The following is a 21,487-nucleotide window of genomic DNA, read 5'->3' on the forward strand; positions in this document are numbered from 1 at the left end:
TAACCATGTTTAAACTAAACTACAGACCATCGATTCCTATATACCGCCAGTTGGAAACAAAAGATTGCGGACCAACTTGTTTGCGCATGGTATTAAGCTACTACGGTAAGTCTTATACTTTAAATACCATCAGACAGGCTTGCAGGGTTAACCGTGATGGAAGTACCTTTCTAGGGCTTAAGGTAGCGGCAGAAAAATTCGGCATGAATGCAATATGTGTAAAACTGCATTATAACGACCTAATCAATGCCGATATCTGGCCCGCCATTATCCATTGGAAAACCAACCACTTTGTGGTGCTGAAAAAACTGACCAACGACGAGGCTGTGATTATCGATCCGGCACAGGGAAAAGTTAAAATTAGCAGATATGAATTTCTGGAGCATTGGAATGCTGTAGAGGAAAAAGGATATGCCCTTATTTTAGAACCTGATGCTGATCTGGAACAATTGAATCAAGAAGAGCAGGAAGCACAAACAAATGTAAGCTTCTGGAAGCTCTTAGGATATTTGAAAAAGCACAAATCGTTGATTTTACAGTTGTTGATCGGTTTAGTAGCCAGCTCGATATTGGAATTAAGTTTGCCCTTTCTAAGCAAATTGCTTATTGATAAGGGTATAAAACTCAAGGAAGTAAATGTTATTTACCTGGTGCTCATTGGTCAGGTGGTGGTGTTTGCGTCCAAATCTTTTATCGAATTTGTACGCTCATGGATTTTATTGTTTGTGAGCGTGAGGGTAAACCTAAATATTTTGGTCAGCTTTTTTATCAAACTGTTAAACCTGCCTCTGTCTTTTTTCGAAACACGTAAACAAGGTGATGTAATGCAGCGCGTTAACGACCATACCCGGATAGAAAACTTTTTGACAAGCAATACCTTAACAACCGTATTCTCTTGTTTCAACATCTGTGTATTGAGTATTATCCTGTTTCACTTTAGTAGCCTCCTGTTCCTTATTTTTGCAGGAAGCAGCATTTTATATGTAGGCTGGGTATTTTTATTCTTCAATAAGCGAAGGCAGATCGATCAGAAAAGATTTGAGGTAAATTCTTCGGTGCAGAGCAAAATTGTACAGCTTATCGAAGGCTTTCAGGATATTAAAATCAGCAACTCTGCTGATCAGAAAAGATGGGAATGGGAATCGCTCATTGTGAAAGAGTTTAAAGTTAGGGTTAAAGGACTTACCTATAACCAATATCAACAGGCAGGCTCGCTGATCATTACTGAAATGCGAAACATCGGGATTACTTTTGTAGCCGCATTTATGACCCTCAGGGGTGAAATTAGTTTGGGAAGCCTTTTCGCCATCCAGTTTATAGTAGGCCAGCTTATTGCACCAATAGAATCGCTGATTTTCTTTTTGCAATCGTATCAGGATACAAAAATGAGTTTAGAACGGTTAAATGAAATCCACGATATCCAGGATGAACAACCTGAAACGGCTACAAAGGTAAAAATAGATCAGCTGATTGGTGATATTTCAATCCAGAATCTGCAGTTTAGCTATCCTGGATTTGAAAATAAAGCCGTTTTCAATGGTTTGAGTCTGGTGATACCTAAAGGAAAAATAACGGCTATAGTTGGACTAAGTGGAAGTGGCAAAACCACGTTATTAAAGCTTTTACTCAAACTATACGATCCAACCGGTGGGATCATTCACATCGGAAAAGAGAAACTAAATGATTTAGATGTTGGACAGTGGCGAAACCTATGTGGCACAGTTTTACAGGATGGTTTTATCTTCTCAGATACTATTGCAAAAAATATCGCACTGGGTTTTGAAGAGATAAATGAAGAACGGTTGCATGACGCAATCAAAATGGCAAACATAGGTGATTTTGTGTACAATTTGCCAAAAGGTATAGAAACTGAAATTGGTATTGGTGCAAATGGCATATCGCAGGGCCAAAGACAGCGTTTGTTAATTGCGCGGGCAGTTTATAAAAACCCTGAATTGTTACTTTTTGATGAAGCGACAAATGCACTTGATTCGAACAACGAGCAGACTATTATGAATAACCTCAGGGATTTTTTTGACAACCGCACGGTTGTTATAGTGGCGCACCGGTTAAGTACCATCAAAAATGCCGATCAGATTTTTGTAATGGAGTACGGCAAGATATTGGAATCAGGAAACCATGATACTTTAATGAACAATAAAGGGCCTTATTTCAATTTAATCAATAATCAACTCGAAAAAATAAAATAATATGGAAATTCAGGATAAAATGAGTGCTGATATTAAGCATATACTTAACAAAAAACCTAAGGGTGTTATACGTTTTGGTTCTGGCATTATGCTAACAATAATCATAGTTTCAATCCTCTTTTATTTCTTTAAAGAAGATATCAAAATATTAAGTATTTTTAACTATTTCAGTTACACTAAATAATTAATTCAAACATATCCAAAATTTAATATTATGCATAGATATATTGTTTACATCTTGAGCATAGCATTTTTAAGTGCTTGCTCTTATGGTACATACGAAATGAACAAAGGCCCACTTAATATTGCAGCTAAAGCCAGTTACAAAGTAACCTACAAAGTATTGGCCAGTAGCAGTGCTACGGTAACGTTTACCGATGAAAGTGGAAACCAAAAAACTTTAGAAAATATATCTGGTGAATGGGAAAAAAGCATTGAAATAAAATCCGGACAAAAGGTTCAGTTTACTGTCGATTCGAAAGATAAACAGCAGGCATCCGTTCTGGTAGATCAAAAGCCCGTTTCTGATATAGAAAAAACTAATAAAACCGCACATTATAGCCTTAGTTTTGTATTACCATAGGCCGGGTTCAGTTAGCGGTTTGCAATTAAACAGCCAGCAATCCAGTTAACCAGTAAATCCGCCTTTCAATCCATATACTTCTCCCTGGTAATCTTCTTTCAGTAGCCGCACCGCCATTTTACTCCTTTGCCCGGTTTGGCAATAACACACTACTTTTTTGTTCTTTGGGATACTTTTCAGGGATGATGTTAATTCATATAAGGAAATATTTACCCCACCCATATTGTTTTCCTCATGCTCATAATCTTCGCGTACATCGATCAGGAAAACTTCATCAGGAGATTCAGAAAGCCATTGATCTAAAGTGGCTTTATCGATTTCTTTTGAGCTGCTCACTGGAGTTTCAGCTTTAACTATTTCGGTTTGTTTTTCCTGTGCGATTTTAAATACGAGTACCGTATTGTTCAATGCATTGATGGTCATTAATTTACCGGCTAACGTTTCACCGATGCCGCAAATTAATTTAATCGCTTCGTTGGCCATATACAAACCGATTATTCCAGGCAAAACTCCAATCACGCCACCTTCTCCGCAATTCATGCTTTCGGCTGGCGGTGTTGGGTAAAGATCTCTGTAATTTGTACTTCCCTGGTGATTAAATACGGCAACCTGTCCGTCAAAAGCCAGGATGGAGCCGAATATCAGGGTTTTGCCCAAGGTTACACAGGTATCGTTTACGAGGTAACGCGTATTAAAGTTATCAGAACAATCCATTACCAGATCATATTCCTGGCAGATTGATATTGCATTATTGGGGGTAAAACGCTCGTGATAAGCTGTAAAGCTGACGTGGGGATTGAGCACTGCAAGTTTCGCACTGGCTATCTCTGCTTTTGGCTGGCCAATATCAGTATGGTTATACAAAAGCTGCCGGTGCAGATTGCTTAGCTCCACTACATCATCATCTGCAATGCCTATTTTGCCCACGCCTGCTGCGGTGAGGTATTGTAATACCGGACAGCCCAGTCCACCCGCACCGATAAGCAGTACTTTGGCCACTTTTAGCCGTTCCTGTCCCTCCAAGCCCAGTTCGGGCAAGATCATTTGCCGGTTGTAACGCTCTAATTCTGTTTTAGCTAACATGATTTATGGATTAAACTCCTATCCCAATCTTTCCAGATGGGTTCGTAACCTTGTTTTCTGATCATGGCGGCAATTTCCTGCGCCGAACGTTCATCAGATATTTCGAACTGCTCCAATGATTGTGGCGCTACTTCGTAACCACCCGGATTGGTTTTAGAGCCCGCACTAATGGCCGTGATCCCCAATTTAATAATATGGTTTCTGAAAGTTTCTGTTTCGCGCGTAGAGATAGACAGTTCCACTTCACTGTTAAATAAACGATAGGCACAGATCAGCTGTACCAGTTCCTTATCATTCATCACCACTTTAGGTTCCAAACCGCCACTAAATGGCCGCAACCTTGGAAAGGAGATACTGAATTTACTCTGCCAATACTGTTTTTCAAGGTAAGATAGATGTAGGGCCGTAAAAAATGAATCTGTTCTCCAGTCTTCGAGGCCAATGAGCACGCCGAGCCCCATCTTATGGATGCCCGCCTGCCCCAAACGGTCAGGGGTTTCCAGGCGGTATAAAAAGTTAGCTTTTTTTCCTTTCGGGTGGTGTTTGCGGTAATCGTCCTGATGGTAGGTTTCCTGGTAAACCAACACTGTATTTAAGCCATGAGGAATAAGTATTTCGTAATCTTCTACATCCAAAGGTTGTACCTCCATCGAAATATGGGCAAAATGCGGGCTGATCAGATCCAGAACTTTTTTAAAATAATCGGTATGCACGGTTTGGTTGGCTTCACCTGTTACCAGCAATACATGATCGTAGCCCATGCCCTTAATCACGGCCACTTCCTGCATAATTTCCATGGAGTTAAGCGTTCTCCTCCTTACCTTATTATCATAACTGAAACCACAATAGGTACAGATATTATTACACTCGTTGGAGAGATAAAGTGGAATATACATCTGAATTACCCGGCCAAAGCGGTCTAATGTTAAACGCTGGCTGATCTGCGCCATATCTTCGAGATAGGGCAATGCCGCCGGGGAAATCAACGCTTTAAAATCTTCCAGTGTCCGTTGCTGGCTGTTTAGGGCGTTTTCTACATCTGCCGCCGTTTTGTCGTAAATACTGGCCTTGGTATCCTCCCAGTTGTAGTGCTCAAATACTTCGTTAAAACTCTTCATCTAAAAATGCGGTTAATGGACTGCTTGCTGCAGCTTCATGTTGCTGGCTGCCCAGTTTAGATTTAAAGGCCATTCTGCCGGCTTCAACAGCCAGTTTAAATGCCGTCGCCATATCGGCCGGTTTTTTGGCAATGGCAATCGCGGTATTCACCAAAACGGCATCCGCCCCTATTTCCATCGCTTTTGCGGCATCAGATGGTGCACCAATACCGGCATCTACAATTACCGGTACCCGGCTCTGGCTGATGATCATTTCTAAAAAATCGATTGTTCTCAAACCCTTGTTGCTGCCGATTGGGGACCCGAGTGGCATTACCGCTGCGGTTCCCACATCTTCTAACCGTTTGCATAAAACGGGATCGGCATGGATGTATGGCAGCACCACAAAACCGAGTTTAACCAGTTCTTCCGTCGCTTTGAGCGTTTCAATAGGATCGGGCATGAGGTATTTAGGATCTGGGTGGATTTCCAGCTTGATCCAGTTGGTCTCTAAAGCTTCGCGTGCCAGTTGAGCAGCAAAAATGGCTTCTTTTGCATTGCGCACACCAGAAGTATTGGGTAATAAATTAATGTGCGGATATTTAAGGTGCTGGAGGATATCGTCGTTTTTGCCTTTTAAATCAACGCGTTTAAGCGCTACCGTAACGAGTTCGGAGGAAGAGGCGATTAAAGCATTTTCCATTTCTTTTGCCGAAGAAAATTTTCCGGTACCGGTGAAGAGGCGCGAGCTGAAGGTTTGATCTGCTATAGTTAACATATTTAGGGCTTTAAAGCGGATGCATGGTGAATTTTACTGATGATTTCTGCTAAAGCAGTTGAAGTTTGGACTTGATTGGTGAGTGCTGCCGAGATGGCAATTCCGTAAATTCCGGTTTTGAGTATAGCCGGAATATCTGCTGCTTCAATGCCACCAATGGCAATAATAGGCGTACTTATTCCGGCTTTACTTACTTTATCCATCAACTTCTGGTATCCTTCCAAACCTACAATAGGGCTTAAGTTTTCCTTTGTTCTCGTAAACCTGAAGGGGCCAAGGCCAATGTAGTCTGCTCCCTCCGCTACCCTTTGCCGGACGTGTTCGAAAGTATTTGCCGTACCTCCGATGATCTGGTGTTTGCCTATAATTTTTCTGGCTTCGGGAACAGGCATATCCTGCAGACCTAAGTGCACGCCATAACTATTTACGGCCTTTGCCAGGTGAGGATAATCATTGATGATCAGTTTGGCGCCATAGTTTTCACATAAAGCCTGCGCGGCTTTTGCAAAAGGTAGAATTTCTGCCTCCGTCTGGTTTTTAATGCGGAGCTGGATCCACTTGCCTCCTGCCTGGAGCACCTGCTCAATGGCATCGATATGGGTACCTGTTTTAGGCGCTTGCGATATATACTGTAGGGACGCTATCATATGGGTATGGTTAAATTTTTTGATTAAGCCTGGCATTTCACCAAGGCTTTTTTAAAAGTGGTTATGGCTTGTGAAGGGTCATTCCAGATGCTGCCCAAAAGTGCAATGCCATCGAAATTCATTTCTTTAACCTGATCAATTTTAGTTAAACCGATGCCGCCAAGGGCAATGATTTTAGGTGCGGCCTGATGTTTCTCCAAGCGGAAGTGAGACGGAATCATACTTTTATAACCCGGCTTGGAAAGGCTGTTAAACACCGGACCAAAGAAACTGTATTGATATTGACCGATCTCTTCCCTATCAGCCAGGTGATGGATAGAAGTGCTGAAGATTTTATTTTCCGGCAATTCTCCATTATGCCTTTCCTTCCTGAAACTTTCGGTGTGGTGAATCCGTTGGATATGGTAATCGCCAGCAAGTGAATGAAAATGATGCAAAGCAATCCGTGAATGATATTCAGGTGAAATCCCTTCAATGATTTTCCGGTAAGCTGCTTCGTCGGCATTTTCTTTACGTAGGTGAAAAACCTGTAAACCGGCTTCGAAAAGCTGGTTAATCAGGCTACTTTCTTCTTTAAAAACGGTCGGTTTAGAGATTACAATAAGTTCCATCATAGGCTAAGAATAAATTTCGCTTCCTTTTTCAGTAAACTCTTTCGATTTTTCCTCCATGCCTTTGGCCAAAGCTTCATCTGCGGCTACGCCTTGTTTTGCAGCATATTCGCGCACATCCTGGGTAATTTTCATCGAACAGAAGTTGGGTCCGCACATCGAGCAGAAATGCGCAATCTTGGCGCCTTCTGCGGGCAAGGTTTCATCATGGAATTCTTTTGCCGTGTCCGGATCGAGTGATAAATTAAACTGATCCTCCCACCTGAATTCGAACCGGGCTTTGCTTAAAGCATTATCACGGTATTGCGCCCCGGGATGTCCTTTGGCCAGATCGGCAGCATGGGCAGCAATTTTATAGGTAATTACACCATCTTTAACATCTTTTTTGTTGGGCAGGCCCAAATGTTCTTTAGGCGTAACGTAACAAAGCATGGCCGTTCCGTACCAGCCAATCATGGCAGCACCAATAGCAGATGTAATATGGTCATAACCTGGTGCAATATCGGTCGTTAGTGGTCCTAAGGTATAAAATGGCGCTTCAGCACAATGCTCAAGCTGTTTTTCCATATTGGCTTTAATCAGGTGCATGGGTACATGTCCGGGGCCTTCAATAATGGTCTGTACGTCATGTTTCCAGGCAATTTTGGTCAGTTCGCCAAGGGTTTCGAGCTCCGAAAATTGCGCAGCATCATTTGCATCTGCAATACAGCCCGGCCTTAAACCATCACCTAAAGAGAAAGCTACATCGTAAGCTTTCATGATCTCACAGATTTCTTCAAAATGCGTGTACAGGAAGTTTTCCTTGTGATGCGCCAGGCACCATTTGGCCATGATCGATCCGCCACGCGAAACAATTCCGGTAATCCTTTTAGCGGTTAAGGGTACGTAGCGGAGCAGTACACCAGCATGGATGGTAAAATAATCAACCCCCTGCTCGGCCTGCTCAATTAAGGTATCGCGGAAAATTTCCCAGGTAAGGTCTTCCGCTTTTCCGTTTACTTTTTCCAGGGCCTGGTAAATGGGGACAGTACCGATCGGCACCGGCGAATTTCGGATAATCCATTCACGGGTTTCGTGGATATTTTTTCCTGTAGAAAGATCCATAATGGTATCGGCACCCCAACGGCAGGCCCAAACGGCTTTTTCTACTTCTTCTTCTATGGTAGAAGTAACCGCTGAATTGCCAATATTAGCATTGATTTTTACGAGGAAATTACGGCCGATAATCATCGGTTCCAACTCCGGGTGGTTAATGTTGCAGGGGATCACGGCACGTCCGGCAGCCACTTCATCACGCACAAATTCAGGCGTGATGTATCCTTTTGGGGTATTGGCCCCAAAGCTATTGCCCTGATGCTGGTGGTTCATGACCTCGTGCTGATTGCCCAATTGTGCATTCAATAATTCAATCTGTTGATTTTCCCTAATGGCAATGTATTCCATTTCGGCTGTTATGATGCCTTTTTTGGCATAATGCATCTGCGATACATTGGCACCAGGCAGCGCTTTATAAGGTTTAGTGGTATAATTAAAACGCAAAGCATCAAGTTTATCATCTGCAAGGCGTTGTTGCCCGTAAGCAGAAGATAATCGATCAAGCTGCGTAACATCCTTCCTGTCCTTAATCCATTGTTCCCTTAAGCGTGGAAGCCCTTTCCGTACATCAATAACGGCATTTGGATCAGTGTAAGGGCCGCTGGTATCGTAAACCGTTACCGGTGGATTCGGTTCGGTTAAACCAAATCCATTGTGGATTTTGGTTTCCGTTAAGCTGATTTCGCGCATGGCCACCTGGATATTGTGGATTTTTCCGGGTGCAAATATTTTGCGTGAAGCCGGAAATGGACTGCGGCTGATGACTTCCTGATCTGGTGTTTTTTCTTGTTTCATGTTGAATGTTTTGAAGGAGAGAAGAAGATAATGAGTGATTTATTGAATGAGTGAATGACTAATTGAGTGAAGGAAAATGAAGGAATGATTGAGTGAATTTTTGAATGTAAGTATCCCGGTTCCATCATTAAAATTCCCTTATTCAATCCTTATATTACCCTCCCTGGGTGGCCTTGATGACGATGACCTGATCGCCTGGGTTTAACAGATAGGTGTCCCAAACAGATTTGGAAATGATGGTTTGGTTAACGGCTATTGCAATGCCATTTGTCTCCGTTGAAATGACAGCAGTAAGCATCTGTTCGATAGAACACGATTCGTTAAGTTGGTAGTTTTGATTGTTTATAGTTACTTCCATATTTTAAAAAATTGGAAAAACTATAGAGATTGCCCCAGAATGGAGGTCGAAAAGACAGCAATTATAAAATTGCTTTCACTTTTCCCTTCGGCAGTACTAACTGCATCAGGTTCAAAGGGTATTTCTCAGCACGTAGGCACCCCTAAAGTTTTTTGTAAATATAGGCGATTAAATTTTTAATGCAAGAAAAAAATGATATAGATAAAATCTATTGATTGCTATTGGTAATATCATTGTCATTCTGAACGCAGTGAAGAATCTTTAAGTGATTAATGCAAAAATCATTAAATAAAAATCCTTCGTTATACTACATTGACGTTATTTTGTAATCACCTATTAATGAACAGAATGCGGCATCATGCATTTCCGTATAGCTAGGCCATAGCACCGTATCGCCGTTCTACTTAAAACCGGCCTAATAAATTTTTCGGACTACACTGTTCTAGCCATAACACTGGCTTTGAAAGGAAAATTTTCAGCCGGCATTTTTTGTTACTTTTTGATGCCAAAAAGTAAGAGCCCTTCGGCGGCGGTGAGCCGAGGCAAGAATTGTGCGAAGGAAAAAACGTCAATCATATTGATTTTTATATCATAAATTATCCCTCAGGATGACAAATTGGAGCGAGTGAGCGCCCAATTTTTGGCTTACCAGACTGCCGACTTCGGACTAAAGACTATGGACTGGCCAACCGCTTTTCGCAAAACACAGAATTTTTTTTACCTTTGCATCATCACAAAAATACCCCAATCCATGTAAGATTCATTTCTTTTCCAAAAATAGATAGCAGGCAGAGCGGTTCCGTTGCTGCAATTATTTACCCATAAAAAAAGAAATTTATGCTTAATCTACAAGGGGCTAGCTATATCCATGCTAATGGAAATTTATTGTTTTCAGATTTAAATCTCACCATCAACAAACACGAAAAAATTGCACTCATTGGCCATAATGGCGCAGGAAAATCAACACTTTTAAAAATTTTAGCAGGTAAACTCGTGCCAACTGGCGGACATGTTAAGGCAGAATCGACGCCTTATTATGTACCACAGCTTTTTGGTCAGTTTAATGATTTCACCGTCGCACAGGCACTCCGGATTGAAGATAAACTAAAAGCACTGAACGAAATTCTCAACGGAGAAGTGACCGAGGAAAACATGTTTATACTTAATGATGACTGGGCCATTGAGGAACGCTGTGCTGAAGCTTTAAGCTATTGGCGGTTGGAAGATTTAGACCTAGACCAGAAGATGGAAAGTTTAAGCGGCGGACAAAAAACCAGCATATTTTTAGCCGGCATCGCTATCCACCGCCCTGATATTGTTTTGCTGGATGAACCGACCAATCATTTGGATCTGGAAGGCAGAAACAGGTTATACGATTATATCCGATCAACCCGGACTACTTTAGTAGTAGTGAGTCATGACCGTACTTTATTGAACCAAATTGAGAAAGTTTGCGAATTAAGTTCGCATGGAATAACCCTATACGGTGGAAATTACGATTTCTATGTTGCACAAAAGAAAATTGAAAATGAGGCGTTGAATCATGATCTAAAAGCGAAGGAAAAAGCACTCCGTAAGGCTAGAGAAGTAGAAAAGGAATCACTTGAGCGGCAACAGAAGCTTGATGCCAGAGGCAAGAAAAAACAAGAAAAAGCGGGATTGCCGACTATTTCGATGAATACGTTAAAAAACAACGCAGAAAAAAGCACAGCAAAGTTGAAAGGTATACATGCCGAAAAGCTTGACCATATTTCTTCCGAATTAAGCCAGCTCAGGTCTGCACTGCCTGATGCAGATAAAATGAAAATCGTTTTCGACCAGGCTACACTGCACAAAGGAAAAAGTATTCTGGAGGCTAAAGCGCTCAATTTTGCTTTTCGAGATCAGTTACTTTGGAAGGAGCCGATTAGCTTTCAGGTTTTTAGTGGTGAGCGTTATGTCATCAAAGGTAGAAACGGATCGGGAAAAACCACCTTGATTAAGCTTATTTTGGGGCAGATACAGCCCTCAACGGGAAGTTTAAACCGGGTGGGCATTAGCTCCATGTATATTGATCAGGATTATTCCCTGATCGATAATCAGCTCACCGTTTACGAACAGGCCCAGCAATACAGCTCTGGCGCATTGCAGGAACATGAAATAAAAATCCGTTTAAACCGGTTTCTATTTGGTAAAGCCGATTGGCATAAACCCTGTTCGGCCTTAAGTGGTGGCGAGAAAATGCGGTTAATCCTTTGTTCGTTAACCATCAGCAACCAATCGCCCGATCTGATTGTATTGGATGAGCCCACCAATAACCTTGATATCCAGAATATAGAAATTTTAACGACAGCCATTAATGACTACCAGGGAACACTTCTGGTTATATCGCACGATGAATATTTTCTTGACCAGGTACAGGTAGAATATACCATACATCTTTAAAATAAATATATAGCCTTATCTTCGTCTGAAATATTAACCCAGTACACCTATGCAAAGCCTGTCAGCATTAAAAAACGGAAAACTTAAAGGAGCGGTTTCGTTAAAACTTTCTGAAAACTTAACTGAATTCCCTGTAGAAATATTCGATTTGGCTGATACGTTGGAAGTACTGGATTTATCATCTAATCAATTAAGTTCGTTGCCAACAGATTTCGGCCGGTTAAAAAAACTGAGAATTTTTTTCTGTTCTGAAAATCTTTTTTCGGTTTTACCAGAAGTACTGTCCGATTGCCCTGCTCTGGATATTGTGGGTTTTAAATCCAACCGGATTGAAGTCGTACCGCCAAAGTCGATCAACCCGAATTTACGCTGGTTGATCTTAACAAATAACAACATTGCTGAACTACCAAAAGAAATTGGCCTTTGCAAAAGGATGCAAAAGCTGATGTTATCTGGCAACCGTTTATCTACACTGCCTGAAGAATTGAGCAATTGCCGGAATTTAGCATTATTGCGGATTGCGGCGAATAAACTCCACGAATTACCGCAGTGGATTATGCAACTGCCAAAACTATCATGGATTGCATTTTCCGGGAATAATTTTAGTAAAACACCCGCTGTTGAAAGACTTTCACTGATCAACTGGCATGATTTGGAAATCAGCCATTTGTTGGGCGAAGGGGCATCAGGTATGATTTCAAAGGCCTATCAGACAGTTGGCAATGAAAAGCAAGATGTAGCGGTTAAAATATTTAAGGGCGATGTAACAAGCGATGGTTTGCCGGAAGACGAAATGACAGCTTATATCGCTGCAGGTTATCACCCGGGCCTGGTTAATCTAATCGGGCAGGTTGCTTTACATCCGGAAGATAAAAAAGGACTGGTAATGGACCTGATCCCGCATCATTTTTATAATCTTGGCAATCCACCAAGTTTAGAAAGCTGTACCAGGGATGTTTTTCCTGCTGATCGAAAACTTTCTGAAAAACAGATTATCAGCATCGCTAAAACCATTGCTTCGTTAGCAGCTCAACTACATGAAGCAGGCATTATGCATGGCGATTTATATGCACACAATATCTTGATTGATGATGAGGGCAGCACACTGTTCGGTGATTTTGGAGCAGCAAGCTTTTATGATAAAACAGCTAAAACCGCAGATGCGTTTGAAAGAATAGAAGTTAGTGCTTATGGATACCTGCTGGATGATTTACTTTCTTTAAAAAACGAAGAGGTAAGTGAGGAAGTTTATAAAATGATCAGCGAACTCAGAGATGCCTGTTTGGCTACGACGCCCTTAGAGAGGCCTGATTTTCAGGAGTTGGTTGGGGCGTTCCGATAGAAAAATCGTCATCTCGACTGGAGCGCAGTGAAACGGAGAGATCTTATAATCAAGTTAAAGATTTCTCCGCAAGGTCGAAACGACGACTACTTTATAAAAAATATCAATTCTGTTGTTTTTTTGCCCAATCCAATCTTCTCTGATCAGGTGTAGTTGTAACCTTAAAATTTTCGAAGGAGGCGTTAAAACCTTTACCATCCGGACAGGCGGCTACCAACCCGACCATTACAGGTGCGTTATCTTTAAAATAACAGGTACGCAACATGGTATATTTTTTATCATCCAGCGAGTAGAAAATCTCAACGGCATCGAGTTTTCTAACCGCTTTCATCCAGATTGATGCAGGTGCTTTTTCCAGTTCTACCACGCTCCAGTCACTCGTTTTATGCGTGACAACGGCACTTACATTTTGTTTCCCGTTAACAAATTCTACTCCCGCTTTTATCCACTCTTCTTCATTAATGCGAAGCATCAATCCCATCTGATCAAAAGTAGTTACATAATTTCCGGTAATTTTTACCTTCACCTCAAACTCGCCCCCATAAGTAGCATAGTAAAATGGTGCATCATCAACCGTAAAACCATAATGCGAAATGCGCCAATAATCGGTTTTTGCGGGCACGAACATGCTGAAGGTATTTTTATCTTTAATTTCCCATTTTTCGGGTTCGTTGAACCAGTTCATTTTGGCTAAACTCTGGGCATAGGTTTTGGCGCTCATTAAAGAAAATAGTACCGCAATTATGGCAAGTGATTTAAGTTTCATTTGTGTGTTTTGTATGTGGTGTGATGCAAACATAATGCAGGAAAAAATTTTGGTAAAGGACATACATCACTATTTTAACGTGATGATTATCACGCCAGCATTTGGCTAAAATAAGTTTATCAGGTTTAAAAATCTTGAATAAACAGTACATTTGTTTGCATCAGAAACATGGAATTAGATTTTTTACGGACACACATCCATCAGATCGTTTGTTTAACAGATGAAGAATTTGAACATGCTGCATCTTTTTTTACCAGGCGGAAATACAAGAAACACCAGTATATTATCCAGGCAGGTGATGTGGCCAGTCAGGAACATTTTGTAGTGAAGGGCATTGTAAAATCTTCTTATACCGACCACGAGGGAAAAGAATACATTTTACAGTTAGCCATGGAAGAGTGGTGGTTTTCCGATCCAAATGCTTTCAATACAGGTATGCCTGCTACTTTAAATGTAGACTGTATAGAAGATACGGAAACGCTTTCTATTTCATTTGAAAATAAGGAAAAACTCTGTGCCTCCTCCCGCAAGATGGAGTATTTTTTCAGGAAAAAATATACCACAGGCAATATGGCCTTACAAAAAAGGGTATTGGCTTTATTGAGCAACAATGCCGGCGAACGTTACAAGCAATGGCGTAACCAATACCCTTCTCTACACAAAAGGATTCCGAAAACCCTTATTGCATCTTATCTTGGCGTAACCAGAGAAACTTTAAGCCGATTATCGCTTTAATTTCAGCGTTCTGTTTGGTTCTGCTTTTACCACGAAGGTTACAAAGAAAAGGCACGATGGGCGGGGGCACATTGGAGATGATCGCACGACTCTGCTGATCAGATCAAACTCAAAGTTCTGGCGCAACTAATCAGAAAAACCAGTTTAAAAACATGCTACTTCCCAAAACCGCGACCAGGTTTCGCCTGCCCCAAGTTTTATGATCCCCTCTTTGCCGGATAGCTCCTGGTTGTGGTTAACGCCATCAGCAACTCCGCACCAGGGTTCTAAACACACAAATGGTGCATCGGGTGCCGCCCATATCCCAAAGAATGGAAACTCCTCAAAATTGAAGTGCAGGCCGTTATCGTTTTTGGTGTTCAGTAAACTAATGCTGTTGCTTTGCAGGTTTTTAAAAACCAGTGCATCGTTATAGAACAGCTCATGTGTAAGCTTCAGCTTATGCGCATTAAGCGCTATATTTTTGGTTTCGTTGGCCACCAGTCCATCTTCCAGTTTCCAGTAGGTTAATTGCTCATCAGCATTAAAGGAGAGGTAATAATCTTCGTAAACGGTATCTGGCGTGTTGGGTACCGCAAATGCCGGATGTGCGCCAATAGAGAATAAAAGTTCGCTCGTGCCGGTATTCTTTACCTCGTAAGTTAATTTTAACTTTCTGTCTATCAGTTGATACTTCAGTTTAAGCTCAAAATAAAACGGATATGTTCTTAAGGTGTCAGCATTTTGGGTTAACGTAAAAATACCCTCGCTTTCACTTATCTTTTCAAAATTAAAAACATTGTCCCTGGCAAAACCATGACGGGGTAATTCGTAGTGTTTACCCTGGTAAATGAAGCTGTTGTTTTTTAATGAGCCAACAATAGGAAATAGTACCGGGCTATGTTTTGCCCAATACTTTGGGTTGGCATTCCATAAATATTCAAGTTTGGTTTCTTTACTAAATAAACCTTGAAGTTCTGCGCCTTTAGCCGCCAGGCTAACTTTTATATAATCGTTTTCGAGAGTTATCATTACAGGTTAAAATTAGCAAAATTTGTGCTTTGAAAATACATTTTATTAAAAATCAATCCCATCAGATTGGATTTTAGCGTTAGGCGTTTGGTGCAATTATAACATCAAACGCCCAACTCCAGACTAGCCTTTCTCTTCCCAGATACACGCAATGTTAACAATGGTTTGTACAGCCTTTTCCATATCCTGTACGCTTACCCATTCTTGTTTGCTGTGAAAAGCATGTTCTCCGGCAAAAATATTGGGACATGGTAAACCCATATAAGAAAGTCGTGAGCCATCAGTCCCGCCACGGATACTTTGTTGTTTAGGTACTACACCAGCTCGTTCAATTGCCTCAATACCATATTGTACAATTTTAGGATGCTGATCCAAAACCTGTTTCATGTTGCGGTATTGTGGTTTAATATTAAGCTTGTAGCTGGATTTTGGATAGTTAGTCATTACTTTTTTTACAGTTTCTTCCAAAAACCGGCCATGTGAAACTAAGTTCTCATCGGTAAAATCCCTGATGATGAAATGTGCCTCTGCCTCTTCTACCTGTCCGTTGATACTTACCGGATGGATAAACCCTTCTTTCTGGTGCGTGGCCTCTGGTGTAAGGGCATCTTTTGGCAGTGAATCTAAAATTTCGGCAAGAATCTTAATTGCACTTTCCATTTTTCCTTTTGCAAACCCCGGATGTGTACTTACACCATAAATTTTAAGGGTAGCTCCGTCGGCAGAAAAAGTCTCATCTTCGATTGATCCGAGTGTTTCCCCGTCAATGGTATAACCAAAATCGGCACCTAACTTCTTCAAATCAACTTTGTCTACGCCTCTGCCAATTTCTTCATCAGGGGTAAAAAGAAGCTTTATGGTTCCGTGTTTTACCTCTTTGTTTTTCATTAAAAAGGCCGCTGCTTCCATAATTTCTGCTAATCCTGCTTTATTATCTGCACCCAATAAGGTTGTTCCGCTGGCGGTAATAATATCATTGCCAATCTGTTGTTTCAGGTCTTGGTGTTCAGCAAGTTTGATTACAATGTGGTTATCGTCTGGCAGAACCAGGTCTTGTCCCTGATATTTTTCATGAATAATCGGTTTAACATTTTCTCCGCTACAATCAGGCGAGGTATCCATGTGCGAACAAAAGAAAATTACGGGTAATTGTTTATCTGTATTTGATGGGATGGTTCCATAAACATAGCCGTTATCATCCATTTCGGCATCAGAAATTCCAATTTCCTGCAATTCCTCAACCAATACTGCCGCTAAGTTTTTTTGCTTTAAAGTTGAAGGGCAGGTAGGAGAATTTGGATCGGATTGGGTATCAATTTTTGCATATTTTATGAACCGCTGTTCAAGCGATTTGTTAAAGTTGGTGTATGTGCTCATAATTCAAAGGTAAAAGTTATAGATATCCGATAATCATCTTATTTTTGTAAAAAAGATATGATTTTTTATTCATTGAGAGCGACTTATATAACCTTTCTGTTTGTTTTTATTGGAAGTTTTTCCTTTGCTCAATCCAACTATTTCAAAATGTCTTATGGTTTTGGCGGTGGCATGAATAAATCATATACCGATGTATATGAGGGAGACTATGGGAAAATTGTTTACGGTGTTTTTGATTATCACATCACCCCTTTTTTGACAATGGGACTGGAAGGGCAATACGGAAGGATTAAAGGGGGGATTGCTGTTAAAGATCCATCCGGCCGTTGGTTTGTCAATAAATATACCGCACTTACAGCTAACCTGAAACTGATGTTAGGGGAACTTGTTAATTATCGCCAGGGAGGATTACTGTATAACATGAGGGGGATATATGTTGGCTTCGGATTGGGAGCGATAAATAACAACATATCCAACATTGCAAGGTATCCACCTCATACTTCCGGTTCTGACAGACAACCCTATGGCGGAGAAGATAAAAGTACTAACCTGTTATTGCCGATAAATTTGGGTTTTAATTATTACATAAAAGATTCCTTTGGTTACATGAGGTATGTAATTAATGTAAATGCACAGTCTAACTTTACTTTTGGCGAAGGCTTAGATGGTTATAATGAGTCGAGACTAAGCGCTAATAATACCTATCCGGACATGTATAATTCCATTACTGTAGGCTTCAGGTATCTGTTCGGTAACGTTCGCTCGTACCATAAAACGCTATAAACTCTATTTATCAATAGCATGAGGATATTATTATTGGTTTTTACATTTTCCTTTTCATTAACTTCAATGGCACAGCAATCGCCTTTTGAGTTAAGTGGAAAAACAGCAACTACAACATACACTGAAGCCATATCTTATTATCAAAACCTGGCTAAAACCTACCGGCAAGCCAAACTGTTAACCTATGGGCTTACTGATTTTGGAAAACCTTTACACTTATTGGTTTTATCACGTAACCGGGTTTTCGATCCCGTGCAGATCAGGAAGCAAAATAAAAGAATTTTATTGATCAATAATGGCATTCATCCAGGCGAACCAGAAGGGATAGATGCATCGATGATGCTGGCTCGTGATTTGCTCAAAGCGGGTAAATTGCCAAAGGATGTGGTAATCTGCATCATTCCGCTTTACAATATAGACGGCAGTTTTAACCGTAGTGGAACATCAAGGGCAAACCAAAACGGGCCGGTTGCTTACGGTTTTAGAGGAAATAGCAAAAACCTTGATCTGAACCGTGATTTTATTAAAACAGATTCCAAAAATTCGGCAGCATTTCAACTTATTTTTAATACCTGGCAGCCCGAGATATTTGTAGATACCCATACCAGCAATGGCGCCGATTATCAATATGTGATGACGCTTATCCCGACACAAAAAGATAAGCTAAACCTTATACTTTCTGATTATTTAACCAAAACTTTAGTGCCTGATTTATATTCCGGTATGGAAAAACTGGGTTATCCGATGATTCCTTATGTAAACTCGATAGGCGAAACCCCTGAAACCGGGATAACAGGTTTTATTGAATCGCCACGTTACTCTACTGGTTATACCACGCTGCACAATACCATTGGGTTTATGCCCGAAACGCATATGTTAAAATCGTACGATTTACGCGTAGATGCTACTTACAAGCTTTTGAAAACCTATATCCAGGTGATCGAACGGGATGCCAAAATCATTGGGGCAAATAAGAAAAAGGCCAATGAGGCTGTTGCTGCACAAAAAGAATATCCTTTAGCGTGGAAACTAAACAAAAACGATGTTAACGATATCCCATTTAAGGGATTTGAAGCAGGGCAAAAGCCCAGCACGGTAAGCGGCGCTGAACGTTTATATTACGATCGTAGCAAGCCTTACGTCAAAACCATTAAAGAGTGGAACAAGTATGAGCCCGCATTATCTGTTCAAAAACCTGTCGCCTATATCATCCCAAAAGCATGGGATCGGGTAATTACGCTGCTTAAACTGAATCAGGTTAAATTAAGGGAATTAAAAAGCGATCAGAAAATTGTTGTCGACAGTTATTACATCGGTGATTTTAAAACCGGAACCAAGCCATATGAAGGCCATTACCTGCACTCAGGTGTAACTGTAAATACTGTTCCACAAAAGTTGCAATACTATGCTGGTGATTATGTGGTTTATGTAAACCAGCCAGGCAACCGGTATATTGTAGAAACCTTAGAACCTCAGGCCACAGATTCTTATTTCAACTGGAATTTTTTCGATTCTATTCTGGATATGAAAGAGCATTATTCGGCCTATGTTTTTGAAGATACGGCTACAGAACTGCTAAAAAATAACCCTGATTTAAAAAGTAAACTGGACGCCAAAAAGTTGGCTGACCCTGAATTTGCAAAGAATGGTGCCGCACAACTTGATTTTGTGTATAAAAATTCTGATTATTACGAAAAAACACACAACAGATATCCGGTTGCACGTTTGGTTACAGATGTAAAACTGGATTTAAAATAAGCCCAAATGGAATACTTCAATATAGCACCAGTTGCCTCCTTAATTTTCGTTTTTACCATCATTACCAGCCTTTACGCTTTCTACGATCATTCGATTTATGGAAAATTTATGCTACATCCTTTTAGTGTTTCTAAAGGGCAGAATGTATATACATTAATTACCAGCGGACTTGTGCACGCCGATTGGATGCACCTCTTTTTTAACATGTTTACTTTTTACGCTTTTGCCTTTGCGCTTGAGAGTATGATGGGGAGCTGGCGGTTTGGGTTGCTTTACTTTTTGGGTCTGGTGTTGAGCGATCTGCCAACGGTAATCAAACATAAAGATAACTTTCACTACAATAGTCTGGGCGCTTCAGGCGCAATCAGCGCGGTACTTTTTAGTTATATATTGTATAACCCAATGTCTAAAATCTATATCATGTTTATCCCGATCGGGATTCCTGCTGTAGTTTTTGGAATTATATATTTAATTTATTGTGCTTACGCTTCCCGCAATTCAAGGGATCATATCAATCATGATGCACACTTTTTTGGCGCCTTAACCGGATTGATATTTACAATCATTTTCGTACCAGGTATTCTACAGAACTTTATTGCCATGTTAACGGGTGGTAGATAATTTTCATTAGAAAGAATCGTCATTCTCCTGAAAACTTATCGTGTGGATGCATCGCTGTTAATCCTTTTAGTACACATTCATTAAGTCAGCCGTCATGCTGATCCGATAGATTCTGCGTTACTTTACAAGTAGAAATAATATTTTTTCAATGGCCTTGTAGCTACTTCGTGGTCAGCATCTTTCATGCAGGATATACCCTGAAATGAATTACCTTCAGTGAGCTCGCTAAGGCTGGGTTCAGTGTGACGACTAGAATTTATTACCCTGCCGTAGGCAGATAAGGTTTCTCAAAGAAACTCATTGGCTCATCAGGATTTTTAATAATCTCAAACACGACATAACCCCAGGGTTTCCAGAAGTTTTCCAGCACCTGTGCATATATCTTATGCTGCCAGACATCAAAAAGGGGTTTGGTCATGTTGCCACGAAGAGGCATTGCTTCGATGTATGTGGTACCTTCAACAGGCATAAAGGTATATTCGGGTAAACGGTTAAAAAGGTAAGCAGAATAATAAAAGCGGGCGCTCAATTCTTCAAATTGCTCGGCGGTTAAAGCTTTTCCTTTTATCTCATTGATAATATCCTGATGGTAGCGTTTATTGGTGCCATTATCCTGTAAACAGGCGATGATCCCAAAATCTTTCATTTTTAACGAGAAGGTTAACGTATTAATCTCATCACGGAAGCTGAATGGTGTTTTTGTGTTTTCCAGTTTTACCACAATGATAGACCATGGCGTGAAATCTTCAAACTCCAGGCTGGTGTACAGGTTTTGCATCATGAAATTCAGGTTGGCAAATTTCATCATCAGCGATTGCGACATGTTTAAACCATCGGCAGTCATTTCTTTACGTAAGGCCGAATGCATTTCAATATATACAAAGCCATAAAGGAATTTGCCAATCCAGTTAAAAAGATCCAGCTCTGGCAGTGTGGAAACAGCATCATAACCTTTTGCAAATGCAGCTTCGATTTTATCTTCCAGTGGATTTAAAAACTGCTCATTGATCTCGGCATTCACCGGAATAACCAATGTATTGTATGAACGGATACTTTCATCCAAAAACTGGATCTGCTCTTCGCCACTTAAACCTGCCTGTTCCAACAACCATTTTGGAAGCAGAGGCACCTGGATTACAGGAGAATTAAATGTTTTTCCGCTTAAAAAGCAGGTTTTGTATAAAAAATCGAAATTTTTGAAAGGATTGTATAAGCCGGTATTCATCGCTGCAATATTAGCCATTATATTTTTAGGGCTAAGTAACGATGTTTTATTTTAACGCAGGGATTACAACCTTACTTAAGGGTTTGCGTTAATGATTACCGCTGCAGATATTGTATTATCAATATAGATTTGTTAATCCCCTGAGCTTGCCTAACGACCTACGTCATACACATTAAGGTGTTTCAACA

19 protein-coding genes and 1 riboswitch are annotated in these 21,487 nt (G+C 40.7%); of the genes, 8 read left to right on the forward strand and 11 right to left on the reverse strand.

What is annotated here, in order from left to right; translation table 11 throughout:
- The first annotated feature begins 5 nt into the window (after positions 1-5).
- Both DV942_RS13950 and DV942_RS13955 read left to right on the forward strand, forming a co-directional pair.
- A complete protein-coding gene (locus tag DV942_RS13950) occupies positions 6-2,210 on the forward strand; it encodes a peptidase domain-containing ABC transporter (RefSeq protein ID WP_145858418.1) in 2,205 nt (734 codons plus the stop codon).
- A 214-nt stretch (positions 2,211-2,424) separates the two neighbouring features.
- Positions 2,425-2,793, forward strand: coding sequence for a hypothetical protein (locus DV942_RS13955; protein ID WP_145858421.1), 369 nt, complete (start codon positions 2,425-2,427; stop codon positions 2,791-2,793).
- Between the two features lie 45 nt (positions 2,794-2,838).
- Here the strand turns inward: DV942_RS13955 and moeB are convergent, their stop codons facing one another.
- From moeB to thiS, 7 genes are all read right to left on the reverse strand, one after another.
- Entirely contained in the window at positions 2,839-3,876 is a 1,038-nt protein-coding gene (moeB, locus tag DV942_RS13960; RefSeq protein WP_145858423.1) for a HesA/MoeB/ThiF family protein, read from the reverse strand.
- Entirely contained in the window at positions 3,870-4,994 is a 1,125-nt protein-coding gene (thiH, locus tag DV942_RS13965) for a 2-iminoacetate synthase ThiH (RefSeq protein WP_145858426.1), read from the reverse strand. The genes moeB and thiH overlap by 7 nt, the downstream gene beginning before the upstream one ends.
- Positions 4,981-5,751: a thiazole synthase gene (locus tag DV942_RS13970; protein WP_145858428.1), complete on the reverse strand. Its 771-nt coding sequence runs from the start codon at positions 5,749-5,751 to the stop codon at positions 4,981-4,983. Before DV942_RS13970 ends, thiH begins: the two co-directional genes overlap by 14 nt.
- A gap of 2 nt (positions 5,752-5,753) precedes the next feature.
- A complete protein-coding gene (locus DV942_RS13975) occupies positions 5,754-6,398 on the reverse strand; it encodes a thiamine phosphate synthase (RefSeq protein ID WP_145858430.1) in 645 nt (214 codons plus the stop codon).
- A 23-nt stretch (positions 6,399-6,421) separates the two neighbouring features.
- A complete protein-coding gene (locus tag DV942_RS13980; protein WP_244950696.1) occupies positions 6,422-7,012 on the reverse strand; it encodes a thiamine phosphate synthase in 591 nt (196 codons plus the stop codon).
- A gap of 3 nt (positions 7,013-7,015) precedes the next feature.
- Positions 7,016-8,899 carry a phosphomethylpyrimidine synthase ThiC gene (thiC, locus tag DV942_RS13985; protein ID WP_145858432.1) on the reverse strand — a complete coding sequence of 628 codons (1,884 nt, stop codon included), beginning with the start codon at positions 8,897-8,899 and terminating at the stop codon, positions 7,016-7,018.
- A 154-nt stretch (positions 8,900-9,053) separates the two neighbouring features.
- Positions 9,054-9,257, reverse strand: coding sequence for a sulfur carrier protein ThiS (gene thiS / locus DV942_RS13990; protein WP_090981109.1), 204 nt, complete (start codon positions 9,255-9,257; stop codon positions 9,054-9,056).
- Positions 9,258-9,322: 65 nt separating this feature from the next.
- Positions 9,323-9,411: riboswitch (TPP riboswitch) on the reverse strand.
- 683 nt (positions 9,412-10,094) lie between these two features.
- Here thiS and abc-f point away from each other — a divergent pair.
- Both abc-f and DV942_RS14000 read left to right on the forward strand, forming a co-directional pair.
- Positions 10,095-11,681 (forward strand): ribosomal protection-like ABC-F family protein, encoded by a 1,587-nt coding sequence (abc-f, locus tag DV942_RS13995; RefSeq protein WP_145858436.1) that lies wholly within the window; start codon positions 10,095-10,097, stop codon positions 11,679-11,681.
- Between the two features lie 49 nt (positions 11,682-11,730).
- Positions 11,731-13,023 (forward strand): leucine-rich repeat-containing protein kinase family protein, encoded by a 1,293-nt coding sequence (locus DV942_RS14000; protein ID WP_145858439.1) that lies wholly within the window; start codon positions 11,731-11,733, stop codon positions 13,021-13,023.
- A 103-nt stretch (positions 13,024-13,126) separates the two neighbouring features.
- On the opposite strand, the gene DV942_RS14005 is transcribed toward DV942_RS14000, so the two are convergent.
- Positions 13,127-13,789: a DUF1349 domain-containing protein gene (locus tag DV942_RS14005; protein WP_145858441.1), complete on the reverse strand. Its 663-nt coding sequence runs from the start codon at positions 13,787-13,789 to the stop codon at positions 13,127-13,129.
- Between the two features lie 168 nt (positions 13,790-13,957).
- On the opposite strand from DV942_RS14005, the gene DV942_RS14010 reads away from it, so the two are divergent.
- Positions 13,958-14,524 (forward strand): Crp/Fnr family transcriptional regulator, encoded by a 567-nt coding sequence (locus DV942_RS14010; RefSeq protein WP_145858444.1) that lies wholly within the window; start codon positions 13,958-13,960, stop codon positions 14,522-14,524.
- 144 nt (positions 14,525-14,668) lie between these two features.
- Here DV942_RS14010 and DV942_RS14015 read toward each other — a convergent pair whose 3' ends face one another.
- Both DV942_RS14015 and pepT read right to left on the reverse strand, forming a co-directional pair.
- Positions 14,669-15,535 carry an aldose 1-epimerase family protein gene (locus DV942_RS14015; RefSeq protein WP_145858446.1) on the reverse strand — a complete coding sequence of 289 codons (867 nt, stop codon included), beginning with the start codon at positions 15,533-15,535 and terminating at the stop codon, positions 14,669-14,671.
- 123 nt (positions 15,536-15,658) lie between these two features.
- Positions 15,659-16,912, reverse strand: a complete 1,254-nt coding sequence (gene pepT, locus DV942_RS14020; protein ID WP_145858448.1) for a peptidase T — start codon at positions 16,910-16,912, stop codon at positions 15,659-15,661.
- A 57-nt stretch (positions 16,913-16,969) separates the two neighbouring features.
- Between pepT and DV942_RS14025 the strand changes: the two genes are divergently transcribed.
- From DV942_RS14025 to DV942_RS14035, 3 genes are read left to right on the forward strand one after another with little or no spacing between them, the layout of a single operon-like run.
- Positions 16,970-17,695 carry a hypothetical protein gene (locus DV942_RS14025; RefSeq protein WP_145858450.1) on the forward strand — a complete coding sequence of 242 codons (726 nt, stop codon included), beginning with the start codon at positions 16,970-16,972 and terminating at the stop codon, positions 17,693-17,695.
- An 18-nt stretch (positions 17,696-17,713) separates the two neighbouring features.
- Positions 17,714-19,453, forward strand: coding sequence for a M14 family zinc carboxypeptidase (locus DV942_RS14030; RefSeq protein ID WP_244950697.1), 1,740 nt, complete (start codon positions 17,714-17,716; stop codon positions 19,451-19,453).
- A gap of 6 nt (positions 19,454-19,459) precedes the next feature.
- Positions 19,460-20,074: a rhomboid family intramembrane serine protease gene (locus tag DV942_RS14035; protein WP_090981096.1), complete on the forward strand. Its 615-nt coding sequence runs from the start codon at positions 19,460-19,462 to the stop codon at positions 20,072-20,074.
- A 259-nt stretch (positions 20,075-20,333) separates the two neighbouring features.
- On the opposite strand, the gene DV942_RS14040 is transcribed toward DV942_RS14035, so the two are convergent.
- A complete protein-coding gene (locus DV942_RS14040; protein ID WP_145858452.1) occupies positions 20,334-21,317 on the reverse strand; it encodes a hypothetical protein in 984 nt (327 codons plus the stop codon).
- Between the last annotated feature and the right edge of the window lie 170 nt (positions 21,318-21,487).

Origin of the sequence: Pedobacter suwonensis (genome assembly GCF_007833675.1) — a bacterium.
In the GTDB taxonomy this organism is placed as follows: domain Bacteria; phylum Bacteroidota; class Bacteroidia; order Sphingobacteriales; family Sphingobacteriaceae; genus Pedobacter; species Pedobacter suwonensis.